This window comes from Streptomyces sp. NPDC026394, assembly GCF_055567735.1.
On the sequence record NZ_JBVHPX010000002.1, the window covers coordinates 592,675 to 615,991 of the forward strand.

The window sequence follows — 23,317 nt, forward strand, 5'->3', positions numbered from 1 at the left end:
CGCACGCCCCCGCACGTCCCGGCCGTCTCGCCACCTGCCGCACGTCCCGTGCGCCGCCGCCCCACGCCACAGCGCGCGTTCCGGCCTGCCCCCGAACGATGACGCGGCACGCATCACCGGCCGAAAGGTCTACGTCAAGAAGAACTGGAGCCGCTGCCCATGGCTGCACCCAGCAGGCCCCCCACACCCCCCACGCCTTCTGCCCCCTCTACCTCGTCCACACCACCGTCCACAACTCCCGTGTGCACCACACCATCTGAACCTAACGCCTCTCTTCACCCTTCCTCCTCTCCCGCCCCTCCTGCCCTTCCCGCCCCTCGCAACGCCAAGCGCTTCGTCCTCGGTATCGCTGCCATCGCCGCTCTCGGCGGCGCCCTCTTCGGTTACGACACCGGCGTCGTCTCCGGCGCGCTCCCCTTCATGGAGTCACACTTCGGCCTCACCTCACTCGGTGAAGGCATCATCACCAGCGCACTGTTGATCGGTGCCGCGTTCGGCTCGCTGGCCGGCGGGCGCATGTCGGACAAGCTGGGGCGGCGCACCGCGCTGCTGTGGGCGGGCGCGGTGTTCATCGGCGGCGCCGTGGCCGTGGCGCTCGCCCCCACCGTCCCCTTCATGGTCGTGGCGCGCTTCGCGCTCGGTCTCGCGGTGGGCAGTGCCTCGGTGATCACACCGTTGTACCTCTCGGAAATCGCACCCCCGCACATCCGCGGCCGACTGGTCTCCTTCAACTCCCTCATGATCGTCAGTGGCCAGCTGCTGGCGTACCTGATCAACGCGGTGCTCGCCCGCTGGGAAGCGTGGCGCTGGATGCTGGGCCTGGCGGCGCTACCGGCCGTTGCTCTGTTCGTCGGGCTGTTCTTCCTGCCGGACACGCCACGCTGGTACATCAGCAAGGGACGTACGGAGCAGGCCGCGAAGGTTCTGCGGCGCACCCTGCCCGCCGAGGAGGCCGAAGGGGAACTGGCCCGCATCGGCCAGGCCCGCGCGCTGGAGGCCGACGCGCGACGCGGTGCCTGGCAGGAACTGCGTAGGCCCTGGGTACGGCGCATCCTGCTCATCGGCGTCGGGTTGGCGATCGTCCAGCAGATCACCGGTGTCAACGCGGTCATCTACTTCGCACCGAAGATCCTGGAATCCACGGGCCTGGACACCAACGCCGCGATCGCGGCCACCATCGCGGTCGGCGCCGTCTCCGTCATCGCCACCGCAATCGGCATGTCACTGATCGACAAGGTCGGACGACGACCGATGCTACTCACTGGCCTTTCAGGTATGACCATCTCACTGGTCCTCCTGGGAGCCTCCTTCCACCTCCCGAAGTCCACCGGAGTCAGCTGCCTCGTCCTCGGCCTCATGGTCCTCTACATGGGCTTCATGCAGGCGCCCTTGAACACCGGAGTCTGGCTGCTGCTCGCCGAAATGTTTCCGCTGACGGTGCGCGGCCTGGCCATGGGCGCGACGGTGTTCGTGATGTGGCTGGCCAACTTCACGGTGGCGCTGGTGTTCCCGGTACTCCTCGACACGGCGGGCGCGAGCATCACCTTCTGGCTCTTCGGCCTGATGTGCGCACTGTCCCTGCTCTTCTGCAAGCGGTACGCCCCGGAAACCAAGGGCATGGCCCTGGAGGACCTGGAGCACGAACTGCGCAGGACGGGTCGCGGAGGCGAAGACGGGAAGTGATGAGGCGAGCAGGTGAGGAGGCGCGGGTGTGAGGTGAGGAAGTGCGGGCGTGAGGTGAGCGGCGGTACGGAGATGGGAGAATCAGCAGCCTCCCCCATCCCCCATCCGCCTGCCTCTCCATCTCCCCGACCACTTCTCCACCCATCTCCCCCTTCTCCGTCCCGTGACAGCGATGCCCCGTTCGTCACAGCTGTCACCATTACGCGGGTCTTCCGTCACAGCCGATCAACAACCCCTCGCCCCTGCTCACCTGATGTCGTTCACCGGGCACAGGCTGAGTGATCACCAAACCGCGCGCGGTTCTTCCGTCGGCTCCCCCGGGCCGTCCCTGCGCGCGGCTGAGGGAGGTGCGAGACAGATGACCGACCGCAGACTCTGGTCGTACAAGGAGATCGCCGCACACATCCGAGTCCAACCGGACACCGTGCGGTCCTACCGGAAACACGGGCTACTGCCGCCACCGGACCTCGTGGAGGGCGGCAGACCGTACTGGTTCGCCGACACCATCCGCACCTGGGTCGCCCAGCGCCCCGGCCACGGCGGGCGCCGCGACAAGGACTGACGCCCCTCCTCCCCCGGGCCCCGCGCAATCGTCGCGCGGGGCCTCCGCACCCCGCCTGCGGCGGCGCTACGCTCGGCACATGCCGCGCATACCCGTACCGGCCGAGCCTGTTCGCATCGCTGTGATCGGTGGCGGCGCGATCGGCGGATTCGTGGCAGCACTGACCCGCCTGACCGGGCACGACGTCACGCTGTGCCTGCGCACACCGGTGGACCGGCTCGTCCTCGAAACGGACGGCGAGGTCATCGACGCCCCCGTACGTTTCGCCGTCGACCCGCAGACGGCCGAGCCCGCGGACTGGGTCTTCCTGGCCACCAAGGCCCAGGACACCGCCGGCACCGCCGGCTGGCTGCGCCGACTCTGCACCTCCGGCACGGTCGTCGCCGTACTCCAGAACGGCATCGACCACACCGAACGCGTGGCCCCGCACGCCCCCGGCGGTACGGACATCCTGCCCGCGGTCATCTACGCATCTGTCGAATGCACCGCCCCCGGCCGCGTCAGGCACTACGCGGGCAACGAGATCCACGTACCCGAAGGACCGTTGGCCACCCGCCTCGCCGGTCTCCTGACCCCCTGCCGCCTCAAGGTCGTGCCCGTACCGGACTTCACGACGGTCTCCTGGCAGAAGCTCCTCGCCAACCTCGCGGCCAACCCTCTCACCGCCCTCCTCCAGCAGCGCATGGGCATCTTCACCGATCCCGGTATGGCCGCCCTCGCCCGGGACATCCTGAGCGAAGCGGCCGCGGTCGCGCGGGCCGAGGGCGCGGACATTCACGACGCCGACATCGACCGCGTACTGGGGATGTACGCGATGGTCCCACCGGACGGCGGCTCGTCGATGCTCTACGACCGCCTGGCCGGCCGCCCCTTGGAGCATGAACACATCACAGGTGCCGTGGTACGTGCCGGGGCTCGCCACGGCATCCGCACTCCGCTCAACGGGATGCTGCTCACTCTTCTGCGCGCGGTCGACCGCGAAATCGCCGCCGGTAAGAACACGGGCGAACAGCACGCGAAGCCGTAGGAAACGCCTCGCCACTGAGCTGTCGGAGCACCCGAGCGCCTACCGCCAGGGGTTGACATCAGTATGTCATTACATGCACGCTGCGGCGGGGCCTTGGCGAGCCCCAGGCGGCCACAGCCCCAAGCCCTAAGCCGCTCGATCCCGAAGCCTCACCCCCCAAGCGCCGCGAAGAAACGTTCCCTCAACCGGCCGCCGTCCATCCAGACGACAGGAGCTGGCACATGAAGATCGGCCTGATCGGCACCGGACGCATCGGAGCGTTCCATGCCGAGACCCTGAAGTCCGTCCCCGGCGTGGACAGCATCGTCGTCGCCGATGCCGACGCGGCCCGCGCACGCGTGCTCGCGGACACCCTCGGTACCGAGGCAGCCGAGACTCTCTCCCGGCTGTACGCGGGCGGCCTGGACGGCGTAGTGATCACCGCAGCGACGAGCGCGCACGCCGGACTGATCCACCAGGCCCTGGACGCCGAGGTACCGGTCTTCTGCGAGAAGCCGGTGGCATTGGACGTCGCGGGCACGCTCGACGTCGTGAAACGTTGCAGCGCCGCCGGCACCGTTCCCGTACAGATCGGTTTCCAGCGGCGTTTCGACCGCGGCTACCGGGCTGCCCGCGAGGCCCTGCGGTCCGGTGACCTCGGCTGGGTCCACACGCTCCGCGCCTGCACCAGCGACCAGTCGCCGCCGCCCGCGGCGTTCATCCCCTCCTCCGGTGGGCTCTTTCGCGACTGCAGCATCCACGACTTCGACATCCTGCGCTGGCTCACCGGCCGCGAAATCGTCTCCGTGTACGCGCTAGGCGCCAACCGCGGCGACCCCTTCTTCGCCGACGGCGACGACGTGGACACCTGCGCCGCCCTCCTGCGCTTCGACGACGACACGTTGGCCACGGTCACCGCGACCCGCTACAACGGCGCAGGACACGACGTCCGCCTGGAAGTGTGCGGCTCCAAGGGCGCGCGCATCGTCGGGCTCGACGACCGGGCCCCGCTGCCGAGCGCCGAACCGCACGTCTCCTGGCGGCAGTCCGCCCCGTACGCGACGTTCATGGAACGTTTCCGCGACGCGTACATCACCGAGCTGGCCGCCTTCGTCGACGTGGCCGCCGGCCGTACGGAGAGCCCGTGTTCGCCTGCCGAGGCCCTGGAGGCGCTGTACGTCGCCGAGGCGTGCGACCGCTCCCGCCGCTCCGGCGAACCGGTGAGAGTCGCGGATGTGCGCACCGCCGCGTAAGGCACAGAAGGCACAGAAGCCGCAGCGGAAGCGGGTGCGTACGACCCCGACGACGCGCGCTCCCTCGGAAAGCGCGGAGCGGAGCGGAAAGCCCGGGGTGAGCGGCGAGGCCGGAGAGCACGCGGAGGACGGCAAGGCCGGAGAGCGCGCGGAGGCCAAAGCGGGCGAGGGAACCTGCCCCGCTCACCAGGACTCCGACGCCCCCTTCCGCGGCCCTTCCGGAATCGGCGTCAACCCTTCCGCGCCCGCGCGCAGCCGCATGGCCACCAGCGGGAAGACCAGCACGGAAATCATCGCCGCCCCCACCATGGCCGCCGCCTCGCCGGCGTCGAGCACACCGCTGTCCTGACCGATCGTGGTGATCGCGACGACCAGGGGCAGCGCCGTCGACCCGTACAGCATCAGCGCGGCGCGGTCCTTGCGGCCCAGGTCGCGCGGCGCGAGCAGGACGAGCGGCAGTCCGCGCACGACGAGCAGTAGAACGAGGAAGAGCGGGAGCAGCAGGAGTGAGCGTCCGTTCTCGAACAGGGACGACAGGTCGAACTCGATTCCGGTGACGATGAAGAACAGCGGCACCAGGAAGCCGAACCCCATCGCCTCCAGTCGCCCGAGGATTTCCTGGCTGCTGTCCGGCGCGGCCTCGTGCAGGACGAGGCGCATGATGATCCCGGCCGCGAACGCGCCCAGCAGGATGTCCAGCCCGAACACCTGCGAGATGCCGAGCATCACGGCCAGCAGCAGAACGAACAGCCGGATGGCGAACTGGCCACTGCTGTGCAGCGTGCGGGCGATGATCCGGTAGAACCAAAGGGGGCTGGGCTTCAGAGCCCAGTAGACGGCACCGGCGGTCAACAGGGCGAAGGCGAAGAGCAGGATGGTCGATTCGCCGGGGTCACGTCCGCTGAGCAGCAGCGCCATCGCGATGATCGGCCCGAATTCGCCGACCGCACCGGTGGCCATCATCACCGATCCGAAGCGGGTTCCCAGGTCGCCGGAGTCGCGCAGTACGGGCAGGACGGTGCCGAGCGCCGTACTGGTGAGCGCGGTACCGACCACGATCGCCTTGGTGAAGTCGCCGGCGGCGAATCCGAGCGCGACGGCCAGGCCGAGCACGAGCGCGGCAATCCATGCGTAACCGGCGCGCTTGAGGGTGTCGCCGCGGACCTTGGCGAACTCGATCTCGTACCCGGCGATGAACATCAAGGTGGCCAGCCCGAGGTCGGAGAGGGCGTTGATGACCTCTCCGGAGTGCGCCCAGCCCAGGACGTCCGGGCCGATCAGGATGCCCAGCACGATCTCGAAGATGACCAGAGGTACGGGCAGCCAGCGGCCGAGACCGTACGCGAGGAGCGGAGCGGCCACGGCGATCGCCATGATCAATACGAGCGTTGCGGACTGCGACATAAGCCGCTTTTCTACCACAGAGGACAGAACGGTCTCACGCCGCAGGGCGACAGGCCGGACACCTCTTCCGACTCGTCGACCAACGCGCCCGTCCACCCCGCCATCGCGCACGGCGGACACGGCAGACACAGCAAGCACGTCAGGCCCGACGGATTCGACGGATACGGCGAACGCGGCGAATCCCGGGATACACCGGCATCCCGTTCCCCACTCCTCCATTGCCGCCCCTGGACGGCGCAACGACCGACACGCCGCAGCACCCGTTCAGCATTCATCCGCGAGGAAGTCCGCTCAGGACCCGCTCCAGGAACATCCGCCTTCACACCCGGTGAAGCATCCCGGACCGTACGGGACCGCCGGAGCACCATGCAACCAGGCACCTCAACAGATCACCGAAGACCGCGCCACCCCTCCCCCCTGCCCCCATCGACACAAGCACACACCTGGCATCCATACCCCCTAGGGGTATAGAGTTGTGGCCGTCGGGAAGCACCGGGGACTCCCGGAACGTCGGAATTCCCGCGCCACACGTGCATGTCAGTGAAAACTTCGAGCACGGCGACCACACGCACCAAGGAGAAACCCATGACTGCCGAACAGACCAACGGTTCCTGCTGCTCCCCCGAGGGTTCCTGCAACTCCGGGGCCACCGACGTCCAGGTGGGCGATGTCACCACCACCTACAAGGTGAGCGGCATGACCTGCGGTCACTGCGAGGGCGCCGTCTCCGCCGAGATCTCCGAGATCCCGGGCGTGCACTCGGTGCAGGCGTCCGCCGCCACCGGCCTGGTGACCGTCGCCTCCAAGGCGCCGCTCGACGAGGCGGCCGTGCGCGCGGCGGTCGACGAGGCCGGCTACGAACTCGAAGGTCCGGCGGCCTGAGTCCGATGAGCGGTACGACCACGCAGGCGCGGGTCGAGCTCGCCATCGGCGGCATGACCTGCGCCTCGTGCGCGGCGCGCGTGGAGAAGAAGCTCAACCGGATGCCGGGCGTGAGCGCCACCGTCAACTTCGCCACCGAGAAGGCACGGGTCGAGTACGGCGGCGAAGTCTCTGTCGACGATCTGATCGCGACAGTCGAGAAGACGGGCTACACCGCGCAGCGGCCCGCGCCCGCCGTATCCGCCAATCCGCCGGAGCCCTCCCCGGGCGGCACTTCCGGTCAGGGCGCCGCGGCCTCGTCCACCACGGAGGACGGATCCGGCTCGTACAACGGCTCACACGACGGCTTTCACGACCGGGAACTGGCCGGGCTGCGCCAGCGGCTCATCATCTCCGCTGCGCTGGCCGTTCCCGTCGTCCTGCTGTCGATGGTCCCCTTGCTCCAGTTCCAGAACTGGCAGTGGCTGTGCCTGACGCTGGCCGCACCCGTCGTGGCCTGGGGCGCATACCCCTTCCACCGGGCCGCCTGGACGAACCTGCGGCACGGGGCCGCCACCATGGACACCCTGGTGTCTCTCGGGACGCTCACCGCCTTCGGCTGGTCCTTGTGGGCGCTGTTCTTCGGCGACGCGGGGATGCCCGGCATGCGGCACGGTTTCGACTTCACGGTGGTCCGCTCGGAGGGCTCCTCGGCCATCTACCTTGAGGCCGCGGCCGGGGTGACGGCGTTTCTGCTGCTCGGCCGCTACCTTGAGGCGCGTTCCAAGCGGAAGGCGGGCGCTGCGTTGCGTGCGCTGATGGAGCTGGGCGCGAAGGACGTGGTGGTACTGCGGGCCGGGCGCGAGGTGCGCGTCCCGGTGGAGCAGTTGGCCGTCGGCGACCGGTTCGTCGTACGTCCTGGAGAGAAGGTCGCCACGGACGGCACGGTCGTGGAGGGCTCTTCCGCCGTGGACGCTTCGATGCTGACCGGCGAATCGGCGCCGGTCGACGTGGCCCCCGGTGACAGCGTGACGGGTGCGACGGTGAACACCAGCGGCCGACTGGTGGTAGAAACCACCCGGGTGGGCAGTGACACGCGACTGGCGCGCATGGCGACTCTGGTCGAGGACGCGCAGAGCGGCAAGGCCGAGGCGCAACGGCTCGCCGACCGCGTCTCCGCTGTCTTCGTCCCTGTCGTGCTGCTGGTGGCGCTCGGCACTCTGGCCGGGTGGCTGTTGGCGACCGGCGATGCGACCGCGTCGTTCACGGCGGCCGTCGCCGTACTGATCATCGCCTGCCCCTGCGCTCTCGGCCTCGCGACGCCCACCGCCCTGATGGTCGGGACGGGCCGAGGCGCCCAGCTCGGCATCCTCATCAAAGGGCCCGAGGTCCTGGAGTCCACCCGCCGCATCGACACCGTCGTGCTGGACAAGACGGGCACGGTGACCACGGGACGGATGAGTCTGTACGAGGCCGTGCCGGCGCCGGGCGTCACGGAGGACGAGCTGTTGCGGCTGGCCGGGGCGCTGGAGCATTCCTCGGAACATCCGATCGCGCGCGCTGTCGCCGAGGGAGCGCGTGAGCGGCTGGGCACGCTCCCGGAGCCGGAACACTTCGAGAACGTGGCGGGCCTCGGTGTACGTGGCGTGGTGGAAAACCGTCGCGTCCTCGTCGGGCGCGAGCGGCTGCTGCGCGAGGACCCGGAAGGCGGGACGGCGTCCGGCACCCTTCCTGAGGCCCTGAGCGCCGCCAGGGACGCCGCCGAGACCGCGGGAAGGACCGCCGTGCTCGTCGCCTGGGACGGGCGGCCACGCGGCCTGCTGTCGGTCGCCGACACCGTCAAGGAGGGCAGCGCCGAGGCGGTACGCCGTCTGCGCGCGCTGGGGTTGTCGCCGGTACTGCTGACGGGCGACAACCAGGCGGTGGCCGACGCCGTGGCGGCCGAGGTGGACATCGACGAGGTGATCGCGGAGGTACTGCCCGAGGACAAGGTCGCGGTGGTCGAACGGCTCCGCGGCGAGGGCCGCAGCGTGGCGATGGTCGGCGACGGCGTCAACGACGCGGCCGCCCTGGCCGCCGCCGACCTCGGCCTGGCGATGGGAACCGGCACGGACGCGGCCATCGAGGCGGGGGACCTGACCCTCGTACGCGGCGACCTGCGGGTCGCGCCGGACGCCATCCGGCTGGCCCGCCGGACACTCGCCACGATCAAGGGAAACCTCTTCTGGGCCTTCGGCTACAACGTCGCGGCCATTCCGCTGGCGGCGGCCGGCCTGCTCAATCCGATGATCGCGGGGGCGGCGATGGCCTTCTCGTCGGTCTTCGTGGTCAGCAACAGCCTCCGGTTGCGGCACTTCCGCTGACGGATGCGCGCGGCGCGGACTTTTTTCGCCTTCACAACTTCCCTACAACTGACACAGCACCCATACGGAAGGGTCTCGATCTGCAGATCGAGGCCCTTGACCGCATTCGCCCAGTTATGGCAAGAGACCCAGATCACACCGCTTCGAACGTAACCATTGTGGGGGGTCGCGAGTCTAACCGTGCGGTGCAGGCACCTCGGCGGGGCCTGTACCGCAACGGCCAGGCTGGTCTTGGGGGACTTTGCCCGGCAACGCGTGGCCGGGGCGACGTGCCCGGGGAGCTTTGAGCGGCCCTCCCGTACGTGCGCGTCCCGGCAGATCGCGGGCACCACCCTGAAGCGCCCGGACGGATCCCGTGGGGGGAATCCGACCCGGGGAACAAGGGAAGCGCCCCGCGCTCCGGACCCGTGGGGGGATCTGGAGGCGGGGCGCTTTCTGCTGGACGGACCGGCCCGGGCCGCCACACGGGCGGCCGGCCGGTCAGCAGCTGTCCCGGCGGACGGAGTCGCTCAGCGCTCCTCGACCGGGACGAAGTCGCGCTCGACGACTCCGGTGTAGATCTGGCGCGGGCGGCCGATACGGGAACCCGGCTCCTTGATCATCTCGTGCCACTGGGCGATCCAGCCGGGCAGCCGGCCGAGCGCGAACAGCACGGTGAACATCTCGGTCGGGAAGCCCATGGCCCGGTAGATCAGACCGGTGTAGAAGTCCACGTTCGGGTAGAGCTTGCGCGAGACGAAGTAGTCGTCGGAGAGCGCGTGCTCCTCCAGCTTGAGCGCGATGTCCAGCAGCTCGTCGGACTTGCCGAGCGCCGAGAGGACGTCGTGCGCCGCCGCCTTGATGATCTTCGCCCGGGGGTCGAAGTTCTTGTAGACGCGGTGCCCGAAGCCCATGAGCTTCACGCCGTCTTCCTTGTTCTTCACCTTGCGGATGAAGGCGTCGACGTCACCGCCGTCGCGCTGGATGCCCTCCAGCATCTCCAGCACCGACTGGTTGGCGCCGCCGTGCAGCGGGCCCCACAGCGCGTTGATGCCGGCCGAGATCGAGGCGAACAGGTTCGCCTGCGAGGAGCCGACCAGGCGCACGGTGGAGGTCGAGCAGTTCTGCTCGTGGTCCGCGTGCAGGATGAGCAGCTTGTCCAGAGCGCTGACCACGACCGGGTCGAGGTCGTACTCGGCGGCCGGCACCGAGAAGGTCATACGCAGGAAGTTCTCGACGTAGCCGAGGTCGTTGCGCGGGTAGACCACCGGGTGGCCGACCGACTTCTTGTACGCGTACGCAGCGATCGTCGGGAGCTTGGCCAGCAGCCGGATCGTCGAGATGTGGCGCTGCCGCTCGTCGAACGGGTTGTGGCTGTCCTGGTAGAACGTCGACAGCGCGCTGACCACGGAGGACAGCATTGCCATCGGGTGGGCGTCCCGCGGGAAGCCGTCGAAGAACCGCTTGACGTCCTCGTGCAGCAGGGTGTGGTAGGTGATGTCCTGCTTGAAGGTCGCCAGCTGGTCGACGGTGGGCAGCTCACCGTTGATCAGCAGGTAGGCGGTCTCGACGAACGTGCTGCGCTCTGCGAGCTGCTCGATCGGGTAGCCGCGGTACCGAAGAACCCCGTTCTCACCGTCCAGATAGGTGATCGCGGATTTGTACGCGGCAGTGTTGCCGTAACCGGAATCCAGGGTCACCAGACCGGTCTGGGCGCGCAGCTTCGAGATGTCGAAGCCCTTGTCGCCGACGCTGCTGTCGACGACCGGGTAGCTGTATTCGCCGTCCCCGTAACGCAGTACTACAGAGTTGTCGCTCACGTCATCCCTCACCGACGTTGTGCCTCTTCTTCGAGGTGCCCTGACTGCCTATACCTTCCCCCATTTGGACCTTGGCTGTGCACTCGGGGTCGGCCATAGGGCCTGTGGGCGGCACTCAGTGCCGCTCCAGCTGCCCATCCTGCTCCCCTTCGCCCCGATTGGGGAAGAGGTGACCACGCACCGCACCGACGAGTCGGTGGCGCAGCGCGGTCCACCTTCGACCGGCGGACACGGTGCGTACAGCCTGCCCCAAAGCCTTGCGCGAGCCGACCAGCACCACCAGGTTCTTCGCCCGGGTGACGGCCGTGTAGAGCAGGTTCCGCTGCAGCATCATCCACGCGCCGGTGGTGACCGGAATCACCACCGCCGGATACTCACTGCCCTGGGAACGGTGGATGGTCACCGCGTAGGCGTGCGCCAGCTCGTCCAGCTCGTCGAAATCGTACGAGATCTCCTCGTCCTCGTCCGTGAGCACCGTCAGCCACTGCTCGTCCCGGTTGATCTTGGTGACGACACCGACCGTGCCGTTGAAGACGCCACTGTGCCCCTTCTCGTAGTTGTTGCGGATCTGCGTCACCTTGTCGCCCACCCGGAAGACCCGGCCTCCGGAACGCCGCTCCGGCGCTTCGGGCCGTGCCGGGGTGAGGGCCTGCTGGAGGAGGCCGTTCAGCGTGCCGGCACCGGCCGGGCCGCGGTGCATGGGGGTGAGCACCTGGACGTCCCGCCGCGGGTCCAGGCCGAACTTCGCGGGGATACGACGCGCGACCACGTCGACCGTGACCCGGCCGGCCTCCTCGGAGTCCTCCTCGACGAACAGGAAGAAGTCGTTCATCCCCTCGACGATCGGCAGGACGCCCTCGTTGATGCGGTGGGCGTTGGTGACCACGCCGGAGTGCTGGGCCTGGCGGAAGATCTGGGTCAGCCGTACGGCCGGGACCGGGCAGTTCTCGGCGAGCAGATCCCGCAGCACCTCACCCGCCCCCACCGAAGGAAGCTGGTCCACGTCGCCCACCAGGAGGAGGTGGGCGCCCGGCGGCACCGCCTTGATGAGCTTGTTGGCGAGCAGCAGGTCGAGCATGGACGCCTCGTCGACCACCACCAGGTCGGCGTCGAGCGGCCGGTCCCGGTCGTACGCGGCGTCCCCGCCCGGCTTGAGCTCCAGCAGCCGGTGCACCGTGGACGCCTCGGCGCCGGTGAGCTCCGCCAGCCGCTTGGCGGCCCGGCCCGTGGGAGCCGCGAGCACCACCTTGGCCTTCTTCGCACGGGCCAGCTCGACGATCGAGCGGACCGTGAAGGACTTGCCGCAGCCGGGCCCACCGGTGAGCACGGAGACCTTCTCGGTGAGCGCCAGCCGTACGGCGGCCTCCTGCTCGGGCGCCAGCGAGGCTCCCGTACGGTTGGCCAGCCAGGCCAGCGCCCTGTCCCACGCCACGGTCCGGAACGACGGCATCCGGTCCTCCTGCGTCCGCAACAGCCGCAGGAGCTGCGCCGCGAGAGAGGTTTCGGCCCGGTGGAACGGGACGAGGTAGATGGCCTTTATGGGGCTGCCGCCCTCCGGCGACGGCACGGTCTCGCGGATCACTCCCTCCGGGTCGCCCGCCAGTTCCCCCAGACAGTCGATGACCAGCCCCGTGTCGACCTGGAGCAGCTTGACCGCCGCGGCGATCAGGTCTTCCTCCGGGAGGTAGACGTGCCCTTGGTCGGTGGACTGCGAGAGCGCGTACTGCAGGCCCGACTTGACCCGGTCCGGGCTGTCGTGCGGGATGCCGACGGCCTGCGCGATGCGGTCGGCGGTCAGGAAGCCGATGCCCCAGACGTCGGCGGCGAGGCGGTAGGGCTGGTTCTTGACCACGGAGATCGAGGAGTCGCCGTACTTCTTGTAGATGCGCACCGCGATGGAGGTCGAGACGCCCACCCCCTGCAGGAAGATCATGACCTCCTTGATGGCCTTCTGCTCTTCCCAGGCGTCACCGATCATCTTCGTGCGTTTGGGGCCGAGCCCGGGCACCTCGACGAGGCGCTTGGGCTCCTTTTCGATGATGTCGAGGGTGTCGAGGCCGAAGTGTCCGGTGATGCGGTCGGCCATGACCGGCCCAATGCCCTTGATGAGGCCGGATCCGAGGTAGCGGCGTATGCCCTGGATCGTCGCGGGCAGGACCGTCGTGTAGTTCTCGACGGTGAACTGCCGTCCGTACTGCGGGTGGGAGGCCCAGCGGCCTTCCAGCCGCAGCGACTCCCCCGGCTGCGCGCCCAGCAGCGAACCGACGACAGTGAGGAGATCGCCGGAGCCGCCCGTGTCGACACGCGCGACCGTGTAACCGGTCTCCTCATTGGCGTAGGTGATCCGCTCCAGGACCCCTTCGACCACGGCTGGAATGAACATGAACCGACGGTACCGCCGAGGTCCGACATCGCGTTCAGGCCTGTGGATAACTCGGTCGGAAGGCTCTGTGGTGCGGCCCGACGACTGCTGTCCGGCGACTCCCACAACCGTCACGGACAACTTCGCCGCGCCGGATCGCCACCCGTGCCGAGACGCTTCGAGGGGCCCGGTCCGAAGACCGGGCCCCTCGATTCCCCCTCCGTGCGGCCCCCAGATCCCCCCTCGGATCCCCCCGGTTCCCTCTCCCCTCGGGAGCCCGACGACAAGTACGACCCGCCGGGCCCGGGAACGGTTGCACGGATCCGTTGAGTTATCTCATCGTTACCTGGCGTGCATGACGTGGCGGGCGAACCGCTCGACGACTTCGGCCAGCACCTCCGTCCCCGGCCGCTCCCACAGCGCCGGATTGAAGATCTCCACTTCGACGGGCCCCCGGTAGCCGGCGGCGTCCACCTGCTCCCGGAACCAGCGCAGGTCCACCACGCCGTCCCCGAGTTGCCCCCGCCCGAGCAGTACGCCGGCGGGCAGTGGCGTCACCCAGTCGGCGAGCTGGAAGGCCGCGATACGGCCTCCGGCACCCGCGCGGCCGATCTGCGAGCCGATCGTGTCGTCCCACCACAAGTGGTAGGTGTCCACGACCACGCCCACCTGCTCGGCCGGGAACCGTTCGGCCGGCGCCAGGGCTTGGGCGAGGGTGGACACGACACAGCGGTCCGCCGCGTACATGGGATGGAGCGGTTCGAGCGCGAGGCGCACCCCTGCCTCGGCTGCGTGCGGGACGAGTTCGCCCAGCGCGTCGGCGACACGTTCACGGGCACCGTGCAGATCGCGGCTGCCCGGCGGCAGCCCGCCCGAGACGAGGACGAGGGTGCTGGTCCCGAGAGTCGCAGCTTCCTCGATGGCGGCCCGGTTGTCGGCCAGCGCTTCCGTGCGTTCCTTCGAGTCGAGGGCGGTGAAGAAACCACCGCGGCAAAGGCTGGTGACGGTCAGCCCCGCGTCCCGTACGAGCCGGGCGGCGGCGGCCACTCCGTATTCCTGCGCAGGAGCGCGCCAGAGACCGACGCCGCGTACTCCCGTTTTCACGCAGCCGTCGACGAGTTCGGGCAGGGACCATTGCTTTACGGTCTGCTGGTTGATGCTGAAGCGGGAGAGCAGAGCTTCGTCCGTTTCTTCCGAACGAGGCGGCAGGGCGCTGCTCATTCCGTACCTCCGTACACCGAGGCGAGTCGGCGCATACGGGCCGCCGCCAGCTCCGGGTCCGGGAACAGGTCCAAGGCGTCGGCCAGTTCGTACGCCCGCTTCAGGTGGGGCAGCGAACGTGCCGAGTGGAGGCCGCCGACCATCGTGAAGTGCGCCTGGTGCCCCGCGAGCCAGGCGAGCAGGACGACGCCGGTCTTGTAGTAACGCGTCGGCGTCTGGAAAAGGTGGCGGGAGAGCGCGACGGTCGGGTCCAGCAGTTTGCGGAAGCCGACGGTGTCGCCGCCGTCCAGAAGGCGTACGGCGTCAGCCGCCAGCGGAGCGAGCGGATCGAAGATGCCGAGCAGCGCGTCACTGAAGCCGTGCGCGTCACCGGCGATCAGCTCGGGGTAGTGGAAATCGTCGCCCGTGTAGCAACGCACGCCCTCCGGGAGGCGCCGGCGCAGCTCGACTTCGCGGTCGGCGTCCAGCAACGACACCTTCACACCGTCCACCTTGGTGGGGTGCTCGGTAATGATCTGCAGAAACGTGTCGGTTGCCAGGTCCAGGTCCGGGCTGCCCCAGTAACCCTTTAGAGCGGGGTCGAACATCGGGCCGAGCCAGTGAAGGATCACCGGCGCGGCGGCCTGGCGCAGCAGATGCCCGTAGATTTCCACGTACGGTTCCGGTCCGGTGGCCGTCGCGGCGAGCTGCCGGGAAGCCATGACGACGGCTTGGGCGCCTGCCCCCTCCACGAGTGAGAGTTGCTCCTCATAGGCGGCACGGACATCAGCCAGGCTCGCTTCAGGCACGGTCAGTTGGTCCGTGCCGACTCCACAGGCGATACGCCCGCCCGTTGCCGCGGCTTCGGCGGCGGAGCGGCGGATCAGTTCGGCTGCCGAGGACCAGTCGAGGCCCATGCCGCGCTGCGCGGTGTCCATGGCTTCGGCGACGCCCAGGCCGTGCGACCAGAGGTGGCGGCGGAAGGCCAGGGTGGCGTCCCAGTCGATGACGGCAGGGCCTTCGGGCGTGGTGTCGGCGAAGGGGTCGGCTACCACATGGGCAGCGGCGAAGACGGTACGGGATGGGGTAGGAGGTGTGCCGGCCGTGGATGGCTCGCTGGATGCACCACTCCCCCGACCGCTCATCGCCCGAGCTCCGGTACGTCCAGGCGGCGGCCCTCCGCCGACGACTTCAGTCCCAGCTCGGCGAGCTGGACACCGCGCGCGCCCGCGGCCAGGTCCCAGCGCCAGGGTTCGTCCCGTACGACATGGCGCAGGAACAGTTCCCACTGCGCCTTGAAGCCGTTGTCGAATTCCGCGTTGTCCGGTACCTCCTGCCACTGTTCGCGGAACGGTTCGGTTGCCGGAATGTCGGGGTTCCAGACCGGCTTGGGAGTAGCGGCGCGGTGCTGAACGCGGCACTTCCGAAGCCCGGCGACGGCGGAGCCTTCCGTGCCGTCCACCTGGAACTCGACCAGTTCGTCGCGGTGAATCCGCACCGCCCACGAGGAGTTGATCTGCGCGACGATGCCGCCGTCCAGTTGGAAAATTCCGTACGCGGCGTCGTCCGCGGTGGCCTCGTACGGCTTGCCGTTCTCGTCCCAGCGACGCGGTACGTGGGTGGCGACCTGGGCCTGCACGGTGCGTACCCGGCCGAAGAGTTCGTGCAGGACGTACTCCCAGTGAGGGAACATGTCGGCCGCGATGCCGCCACCGTCCTCGGCCCGGTAGTTCCAGGACGGGCGCTGCGCCGACTGCCAGTCGCCTTCGAAGACCCAGTAGCCGAACTCACCCCGCACGGAGAGGATGCGCCCGAAGAACCCTCCTTCGACCAGGCGGCGCAGCTTGAGCAGGCCGGGCAGGAAGATCTTGTCCTGTACGACGCCGTGCTTGACGCCGGCCTCGTCGGCCAGGCGGACCAGTTCCAGCGCGCCATCGAGACTGGTGGCGGTGGGCTTCTCGCAGTACAGGTGCTTTCCGGCAGCAAGCGCTTTCTTTACGGATTCCTCGCGCGCGGCAGTGATCTGGGCGTCGAAGTAGATGTCGACGCTGTCGTCCGCGAGCACCGTGTCGAGATCGGTGCTCCAGTGCTCCAGGCCGTGGCGCTCGGCGAGCGCCCGCAGCTTGGGTCCGGCGCGGCCCACAAGAATGGGTTCCGGCCAGATCACCGTGCCGTCACCGAGATCCAGTCCGCCCTGTTCTCGCAGTGCGAGGAGGGATCGGACCAGGTGCTGGCGGTAGCCCATGCGTCCGGTCACGCCGTTCATGGCGATGCGTACGGTCGTGCGTGTCACGGTCCGGCCCTTCCTTACGGAGCACTCCGCTCACGGGGCACGAGCGCGGTACCAGCGCCGACGCGCACGGCGGGCGGAGGACAGTGGTTGACGTTTCATGACGACGATGGCCAAGCCGACGGCGAGCGCGGGCCAGAAACGCGTAGTAAGCGCTTTCCATCGCCGGAGAAGCTAGCCTGCGGCACGAGGCAAGGACAAGAGGCACGACAGCGGGCGGGACGATCGATGGCAGTGACACTGGCGGATGTTGCGGCGCGGGCGCGGGTTTCGACGGCGACCGTCTCGCGCGTACTGAACGGCAACTACCCGGTCGCCGAGAGCACCCGAGCGCGCGTGTTGCGCGCCGTGACGGACCTGGAGTACGTGGTCAACGGCCCGGCCAGCGCGCTGGCCGCCGCTACTTCGGATCTGGTGGGCATTCTCGTCAACGACATCGCCGACCCGTTCTTCGGAATCCTCGCCTCGGCCGTGCAATCCGAGGTGAGCGGTGGCTCGGGCACGCCGACGGCCGACGGAATGGGCACACGAACGGGTGACGGCGGTGCGCGCCGTCACCCCGGTCCCCCGAACCAGATGGTGCGGATCGACGAAAAGCTGGCCGTCGTGTGCAACACCAGTGGCTGCCCGGAGCGAGAACTCACCTACCTGACGTTGCTCCAACGGCAACGCGCGTCCGCAGTCGTTCTGACCGGCGGCGTGGTGGAGGACGCCGATCACGCTGAGGCTGTCGCCGCGGCACTGACACGGCTCGCCGGTGCGGGTACGAGGGTGGTGTTGTGCGGACGCCCGCCTGTTACGCCAGGGGCAGGCGGCGGGGAGCGCCCTGAGGCCGGTCCGGCCCCGCAAACGCGCACCACCGTGGGACGCTCCCATGACCGTGCCGCCTCTCATGGCGGCCTTTTCGCCCCGCCGCCAGTCCCCCCGCAGCTCGTCACCCTTGCCTTCGACAATCGGGGTGGCGCCCGACGTCTGACCGAGCACCTGGTCTCGCTCGGCCATCGGAACATCGGGTACGTCGCCGGGCCGCCCGGCCGTACCACTACCCGCCACCGCCTGGAGGGCCACCGGGCCGCCCTCGCCGCGCACGGCATCCCTGACCCGGCCCACCGCACCGTCCACGGCGCTTACGACCGCGCCGCCGGCTACGACGCCGCCCAGGAACTGCTGCGCCGTGACGCTTCCTTGACGGCCGTCGTCGCGGCCAACGACACCGCCGCTCTCGGAGTGTGCGCCGCGCTGCGCGACCGCGGCCTGCGGATACCCGGCGACATTTCCGTGGCGGGCTTCGACGATCTGCCGTTCAGCGCGGACGCGGCTCCGGCGCTCACCACCGTACGGCTGCCGCTTCAGGAGGCGGGCGCGCGGGCCGGGCGATTGGCGATGGGGCGTGAGGCGTCGCCGCCGGGAGAAGTCGCGACGCTCCGCGGCGAGTTGATGGTTCGCGCGTCCACGTCCGTCCCATACTCTTGACGCAGTCAACCTTGACTGGGTCAACGGTAAGGCGGGATGCGCCATGTCAGCCCACGAGGTGCAGGAAATCCGCAGGTTCAACCACTTCTACACGAACCTCCTCGGCGCGCTCGACTACGGCCGCCACCTCTACACCCCGTTCACGCTCACCGAAGCCCGGGCCCTGTACGAGATCGCGCACACCCAGCAGGTTGACGCCGCCGACCTGCGCGCCTCGCTCTCCCTGGACGCGGGCTACCTCAGCAGGCTGCTCAGCAGGTTCGAGGAGAGCGGTCTGATCACCCGCGGCCCTTCCGAGCGGGACGGGCGGCGGCAGCGCATCATGCTCACCGAGGAGGGCCGTGCGACAGCGGACCTCCTGGAGGAACGTTCGTGCGACTCCGTGGGAACGCTCCTCAACCGACTTGCCCCCTGGGACCGGGCGCGCCTCGCGGAGTCGATGGCGACCATAAGAGAGCTGCTCGGCGACACGGCGGAGCGCCCGGAGCCCGTGCTGCGGCTGCGCGCCCCCGCGCCCGGCGACCTCGGCTGGATGGTGCAGCGCAATGCGGCCCTGTACGCGCGGGAGTACGGCTTCGACCTCGACTACGAGGCGTTGGTGGCCCGTATCGTCGCCGAATACGGCGAACGTCGCGACGCGCGCTGGGACCGCGTCTGGATCGCCGATCTGGACGGCGAACGGGTGGGCGCCGTCATGTGCGTACGGGACGGTATCGACACGGTCATCGCCCCGGCGGACGAGACGCCTCCTCGAACGGCCCGGCTGCGGCTGCTCCTGGTCGAACCGGAAGCACGCGGGCGCGGCGTCGGCCAGGCTCTCGTGTCCGCGTGTGTCGGCTTCGCCCGCCAGGCCGGCTTCCGCGAACTGGTCCTGTGGACGAACTCCGTACTGAGCGCGGCGCGCGTCCTGTACGAGCGCGCGGGCTTCGAGCTGACCGCCGAGAAGCCGCATCACAGTTTCGGGCGGGACCTCGTCGGACAGGACTGGCGTTTGCCGCTCTGATCTGTGTTCACATGGTTCTCATGAGCGATATGCGATATGCGTTCTCGACACTCGGAGTGCCCGGGATGCCGGTGGGCGAGGTCGTGCAGCTGGCGGCCGGCGCCGGATTCGACGGGGTGGAGCTACGGGCCCACCCAGAGGAACAGGTGCATCCGCGCATCGGGCTGCGCGAACGTGCAGCGGTACGTCAGCAGTTCGCCGATGCCGGAGTGAGCATTCTGGCGGTGTCCGGGTACGCGCGAGTGGCCGCGGCCCATGACGAACGTGGCGAGGAGGAGCTGGCGGCGGAGCTGACCGAGCTGGTCGTCCTCGCTTCGGACATGGGAGCCAAGTTCGTGCGGGTGTTCCCTGGTGGGGGTGACCGTCCCGTCGCGGAAGCCGATGCGGAGGCGGCCCGGCACCTGGCCGCGGTCGCGCCGTTCGCGGCGGAGCGGGATGTACGCGTTCTTCTGGAGACGCACGACTCGCATCCCCGCGGTGCCGACGCGGCGCGGATCGTGGGCCCCGTGGGGCACCGGCACATCGGCGCGCTCTGGGACGTACTTCACCCGTGGCTCGGCGGTGAGGCGCCGGCCGACACGTTTGCGGCGCTCGCCCCGTATCTCGGGTTCGTGCAGGTCAAGGACGTTGCTTCGGCCGAGGACGCCACTCCCCTGGCGCTCGGCGCGGGCACGGTCCCGCTGGCCGACTGCATCGGGGCGCTCGTCCGCGCGCAGTGGGACGGTTGGCTGTGCTGGGAGTACGAGAAGCGGTGGTACCCACGCGCCGCCGACCTTCCCGGGCTGCTGAGCGCGGGGCGCGAGCACCTGGAGCGGCTGGTGGCGTCGGCTGCGGCCTGAGGAGCGCGGCATCGGGAGGCCGTGCCGCGTGCGGCCGTTTGTCGCGCCCGGCCGCGCGGGTGTCGTTCGGTAGAAGGCACCACGTGTTCAGGTACGCGACGGCGGCGGGCGCCGAGCCGGCCCGGACGGGCAGGGATACGGAGGTACGGGGGCTTCGGGGGTACCGGGTTACGGAGATACGGGGAGTACGAAGCCACGGCCGTACGAATCCCCGCCCACCGCGCCCGTTCCCAGAAACGTTTCTGCACCACTCGCTGCGGCCTCAAGAACACATCGCCCCACATCCGTACCTTTTCCCGTATTCACGCCGAACCGGGGAACCCACCCGGCCCGCCGACCGTCAAAACGGTGTGCTGTGTGACCCCGCAGTGCGGTGTCGGCCTCGCTGCTGGCTGCGTTGCTGACCACCCTCTCCGCCGCCTGCGGCCGGCAGCACCCGCCACCGGTGCACCCCCTCCAACGCGCCGGTGGCGGATCACCGCCCCCCCCGGGCCGGGCCGTCCGTCACCGGCGACCACCGCGTCCCCCGACTGGCAGAGCCGTCGAACATTGACCGGCCATCCTTTTCCGGCTACTCGTGACTTCTTGGAAGTTTCCTTCGGACCGCCGGGGCAGCACTCGGCGAGGAAGCTTTCCGGAAGGAGCGCCGATGCACTCCAGACGTACCGTCCTGACCACCGCCGCGGCCGCCGCCTGTGCCATGGGTACGGGCGGCGGCGCCGTTCACGCCGCCGCTTCCGGCCCGCGCGCCTCCGGGGCCACCGACGCCCGTGCTCGCGCGGCTCGGCTCGTTTCCCGGATGAATCTGGAGGAAAAGGTCGGCCAGTTGTTCGTGATGCGGGTCTACGGGCACTCCGCGACCGATCCGGACCCCGCCGACGCCGAGGCCAACCGTAAGGAGATGGGGGTCTCCAACGCCGTCGAACTGGTCGCCAAGTACCACCTCGGCGGCATCATCTACTTCGGCTGGGCGCACAACACCCGCGATCCCCACCAGATCGCCGACCTCTCCAACGGCATCCAGCGGGCCGCCGCCGCCCAGCGTGTCCCCGTACCATTGTTGATCTCCACCGACCAGGAGCACGGGATAGTGGCACGGATCGGCGCGCCCGCCACGCTCTTCCCGGGCGCGATGGCGCTGGGCGCCGGGCGATCGCGCGAGGACGCCCGTACGGCCGCACGGATCGCGGGCGAGGAACTGTGTGCGATGGGCATCCGGCAGGACTACGCGCCGGTCGCCGACGTGAACGTCAACCCCGCGAATCCCGTGATCGGCGTACGCTCCTTCGGTTCCGAGCCGAAGGCGGTGGCGCGGCTGGTCACCGCGCAGGTACAGGGGTACCAGCGCGCCGGGGTGGCCGCGACGGCCAAGCATTTCCCCGGGCACGGCGACACCGGCACCGACAGCCACGTGGGGCTGCCGTACATCCGGCACACCGCCGAGGAGTGGGAGCGGCTGGACGCCCCGCCGTTCCGGGCCGCCATCGAGGCCGGCATCGATTCGATCATGACGGCGCACATCGTCGTGCCCGCGTTCGACGCGAACGAGGACCCGGCCACGCTGTCCCGGCCGATCCTCACCGGCGTCCTGCGCGAGCGTCTCGGTTTCGACGGTGTGGTGGTGACCGACTCGCTCGGAATGCAGGGCGTACGGACGAAGTACGGTGACGCCCGGGTGGCCGTGCTCGCGCTCAAGGCGGGGGTCGACCAGTTGCTCAATCCGCCGGACATCGCCGTCGCTTTCGCGAGCGTGCTCAAGGCGGTACGGACGGGCGAGCTGACCGAGCAGGACATCGACGAGAAACTGATGCGCATTTTCCTGCTCAAGGAGCGGCGCGGGCTGTTCGACGATCCGTACACGACGCACCGCGCGGTGGAACGTTCCGTCGGTACGCGGCGGCACCTCGCCACGGCGGACCGGATCGCGGACCGTACCACCACGCTGCTCGTCAACGACGGCGGGCCGTTGCCGCTGTCCCGGCGCGCGCAGCGGCGTCTGCTGGTGACCGGCGCCGACGCGGCATCGCCGTCCGGGACCGGGGGCCCGCCCACCAAGGTGCTCGCAGAGGCCTTCAATCAGCTGGGTTTCACGACGACCGCGCTCCCCACCGGCACCGCGCCCACCCGGGAACTGATCGACCGGGCGGTTTCGGCGCTCCGTACGCAGGACGCGGCGATCGTGGCGACGTACAACGTCACGGCGTCGTCGTCGCAGCGCGCCCTGGTCGCGGCACTGCTGGGCACCGGCAAGCCGGTGGTGCAGGTGGCCGTGCGCAATCCGTACGACATCGCGCAGTTGCCGGGCGTACGGGCGGCGCTGGCCACCTACTCCTGGACGGACGTGGAGCTGCGGGCCGCGGCCCGGGTGATCGCCGGGCGGCGCGATCCGCAGGGGAAGCTGCCGGTACCGGTGATGCGTGCTGATGCGCCGGGGAGCGTTCTCCACCCGGTCGGGCACGGGCTGTCGTACTGAGCCGACGGTGCCGGCGGCGTAAGCGGTATCGGCAGTGTCAGCGGTACTGGCGGTGTCAGAGGTGTCAGTGATGCCCACGGCGCCCACGGTGAATCTTCGTACGGGGCTTCGGCGCTGCCGGGCTCCGTACGGACCGTGTACCGCCGGCCCCGCAGCGCTGCGTACTGCGCGGCCCGTACCTCGTGCGCAATGCGTCCGTTACGCCTGGCGTGCGCCCGAATGGGCGGGCCAGGCTGAGGTGCACGCACCGGGGGACGCAGGGGGCCGCGATGCGCAGGGTCAAGGGGTACGGGAACGGCGCCGTGGATTGCGTGATGGCGGCTCTGCTGCTCGTGGCGTTGTCCGCCTGCCAGCGCGACGGCAGTGGCTCGGCCGCGAACGGTGACGGAAATGGGCAGGGGAACGGAAGCGGGGGCGGAAGCGGCGGCGGTGCGGCCACCGCGTCTCCGTATCCGTCTCCGGCAGCAACGTTTCTCGCCCCGGGTACGTGCAGCAGCCGCGGACGTACCGTCTTTTACCAAGTGTCCTGCCGCAGCGAGAGGGCCGCTGCCCTGGTGCTCTCCCGGCACGACGGTCCGCAGGCGCAGGGCCCGCTGTGTCCGGAACGGACGGACTTCGTGCTGCACATCAGCGAACGCCGGCCCGCTTCCGACGAGAACGGTGACGGCGCGGTACCGCAGGGCTACGCCTGTATGCGCAATCTGGAAGCGCCGCACCCCGGTGATCCCGGCGGGGGCGGCGGCCCG

Annotated in this window: 16 protein-coding genes; 10 read left to right on the forward strand and 6 right to left on the reverse strand. The window is 69.5% G+C overall.

Translation table 11 applies throughout. From position 1 onward, the window contains the following. Positions 1 to 240: 240 nt before the first annotated feature. The 4 genes from ACZ4QV_RS06740 (at position 241) to ACZ4QV_RS06755 (ending at position 4,504) form a co-directional block, all read left to right on the forward strand. Entirely contained in the window at positions 241 to 1,683 is a 1,443-nt protein-coding gene (locus ACZ4QV_RS06740) for a sugar porter family MFS transporter (protein WP_467762643.1), read from the forward strand. 358 nt (positions 1,684 to 2,041) lie between these two features. Continuing rightward, the gene (locus ACZ4QV_RS06745) at positions 2,042 to 2,245 is read left to right on the forward strand and encodes a helix-turn-helix transcriptional regulator (protein WP_030018934.1); all 204 of its coding nucleotides are present in this window, start codon (positions 2,042 to 2,044) and stop codon (positions 2,243 to 2,245) included. Positions 2,246 to 2,324: 79 nt separating this feature from the next. Then, complete coding sequence (locus ACZ4QV_RS06750) at positions 2,325 to 3,272, forward strand: 2-dehydropantoate 2-reductase (protein ID WP_467762644.1); 948 nt, start codon at positions 2,325 to 2,327, stop codon at positions 3,270 to 3,272. A gap of 221 nt (positions 3,273 to 3,493) precedes the next feature. Then, positions 3,494 to 4,504: a Gfo/Idh/MocA family protein gene (locus ACZ4QV_RS06755; RefSeq protein WP_361144487.1), complete on the forward strand. Its 1,011-nt coding sequence runs from the start codon at positions 3,494 to 3,496 to the stop codon at positions 4,502 to 4,504. A gap of 183 nt (positions 4,505 to 4,687) precedes the next feature. On the opposite strand, the gene ACZ4QV_RS06760 is transcribed toward ACZ4QV_RS06755, so the two are convergent. After that, the gene (locus ACZ4QV_RS06760) at positions 4,688 to 5,908 is read right to left on the reverse strand and encodes a cation:proton antiporter (RefSeq protein WP_361144490.1); all 1,221 of its coding nucleotides are present in this window, start codon (positions 5,906 to 5,908) and stop codon (positions 4,688 to 4,690) included. 585 nt (positions 5,909 to 6,493) lie between these two features. On the opposite strand from ACZ4QV_RS06760, the gene ACZ4QV_RS06765 reads away from it, so the two are divergent. Then, positions 6,494 to 6,790: a heavy-metal-associated domain-containing protein gene (locus ACZ4QV_RS06765; protein ID WP_030018930.1), complete on the forward strand. Its 297-nt coding sequence runs from the start codon at positions 6,494 to 6,496 to the stop codon at positions 6,788 to 6,790. A 5-nt stretch (positions 6,791 to 6,795) separates the two neighbouring features. Beyond that, positions 6,796 to 9,132: a heavy metal translocating P-type ATPase gene (locus tag ACZ4QV_RS06770; protein WP_361633253.1), complete on the forward strand. Its 2,337-nt coding sequence runs from the start codon at positions 6,796 to 6,798 to the stop codon at positions 9,130 to 9,132. Between the two features lie 509 nt (positions 9,133 to 9,641). On the opposite strand, the gene ACZ4QV_RS06775 is transcribed toward ACZ4QV_RS06770, so the two are convergent. The 5 genes from ACZ4QV_RS06775 to ACZ4QV_RS06795 form a co-directional block, all read right to left on the reverse strand. After that, complete coding sequence (locus ACZ4QV_RS06775; RefSeq protein WP_030018929.1) at positions 9,642 to 10,931, reverse strand: citrate synthase; 1,290 nt, start codon at positions 10,929 to 10,931, stop codon at positions 9,642 to 9,644. A 115-nt stretch (positions 10,932 to 11,046) separates the two neighbouring features. Continuing rightward, positions 11,047 to 13,314 carry an SF1B family DNA helicase RecD2 gene (gene recD2 / locus ACZ4QV_RS06780; protein ID WP_361144495.1) on the reverse strand — a complete coding sequence of 756 codons (2,268 nt, stop codon included), beginning with the start codon at positions 13,312 to 13,314 and terminating at the stop codon, positions 11,047 to 11,049. A gap of 321 nt (positions 13,315 to 13,635) precedes the next feature. Then, positions 13,636 to 14,514 (reverse strand): sugar phosphate isomerase/epimerase family protein, encoded by an 879-nt coding sequence (locus ACZ4QV_RS06785; protein ID WP_467762645.1) that lies wholly within the window; start codon positions 14,512 to 14,514, stop codon positions 13,636 to 13,638. Continuing rightward, a complete protein-coding gene (locus ACZ4QV_RS06790) occupies positions 14,511 to 15,638 on the reverse strand; it encodes a dihydrodipicolinate synthase family protein (protein ID WP_467762646.1) in 1,128 nt (375 codons plus the stop codon). Before ACZ4QV_RS06790 ends, ACZ4QV_RS06785 begins: the two co-directional genes overlap by 4 nt. Continuing rightward, the gene (locus ACZ4QV_RS06795) at positions 15,635 to 16,786 is read right to left on the reverse strand and encodes a Gfo/Idh/MocA family protein (RefSeq protein WP_361144504.1); all 1,152 of its coding nucleotides are present in this window, start codon (positions 16,784 to 16,786) and stop codon (positions 15,635 to 15,637) included. The genes ACZ4QV_RS06790 and ACZ4QV_RS06795 overlap by 4 nt, the downstream gene beginning before the upstream one ends. A 225-nt stretch (positions 16,787 to 17,011) precedes the next feature. Between ACZ4QV_RS06795 and ACZ4QV_RS06800 the strand changes: the two genes are divergently transcribed. The 4 genes from ACZ4QV_RS06800 (at position 17,012) to ACZ4QV_RS06815 (ending at position 22,571) form a co-directional block, all read left to right on the forward strand. Further along, positions 17,012 to 18,256: a LacI family DNA-binding transcriptional regulator gene (locus ACZ4QV_RS06800; RefSeq protein ID WP_467762705.1), complete on the forward strand. Its 1,245-nt coding sequence runs from the start codon at positions 17,012 to 17,014 to the stop codon at positions 18,254 to 18,256. A 43-nt stretch (positions 18,257 to 18,299) separates the two neighbouring features. After that, positions 18,300 to 19,259: a bifunctional helix-turn-helix transcriptional regulator/GNAT family N-acetyltransferase gene (locus ACZ4QV_RS06805; RefSeq protein WP_467762647.1), complete on the forward strand. Its 960-nt coding sequence runs from the start codon at positions 18,300 to 18,302 to the stop codon at positions 19,257 to 19,259. Between the two features lie 29 nt (positions 19,260 to 19,288). After that, positions 19,289 to 20,098: a sugar phosphate isomerase/epimerase family protein gene (locus tag ACZ4QV_RS06810; RefSeq protein ID WP_361145296.1), complete on the forward strand. Its 810-nt coding sequence runs from the start codon at positions 19,289 to 19,291 to the stop codon at positions 20,096 to 20,098. Positions 20,099 to 20,747: 649 nt separating this feature from the next. Then, positions 20,748 to 22,571 carry a glycoside hydrolase family 3 protein gene (locus ACZ4QV_RS06815; protein ID WP_361582570.1) on the forward strand — a complete coding sequence of 608 codons (1,824 nt, stop codon included), beginning with the start codon at positions 20,748 to 20,750 and terminating at the stop codon, positions 22,569 to 22,571. Positions 22,572 to 23,317 lie beyond the last annotated feature (746 nt).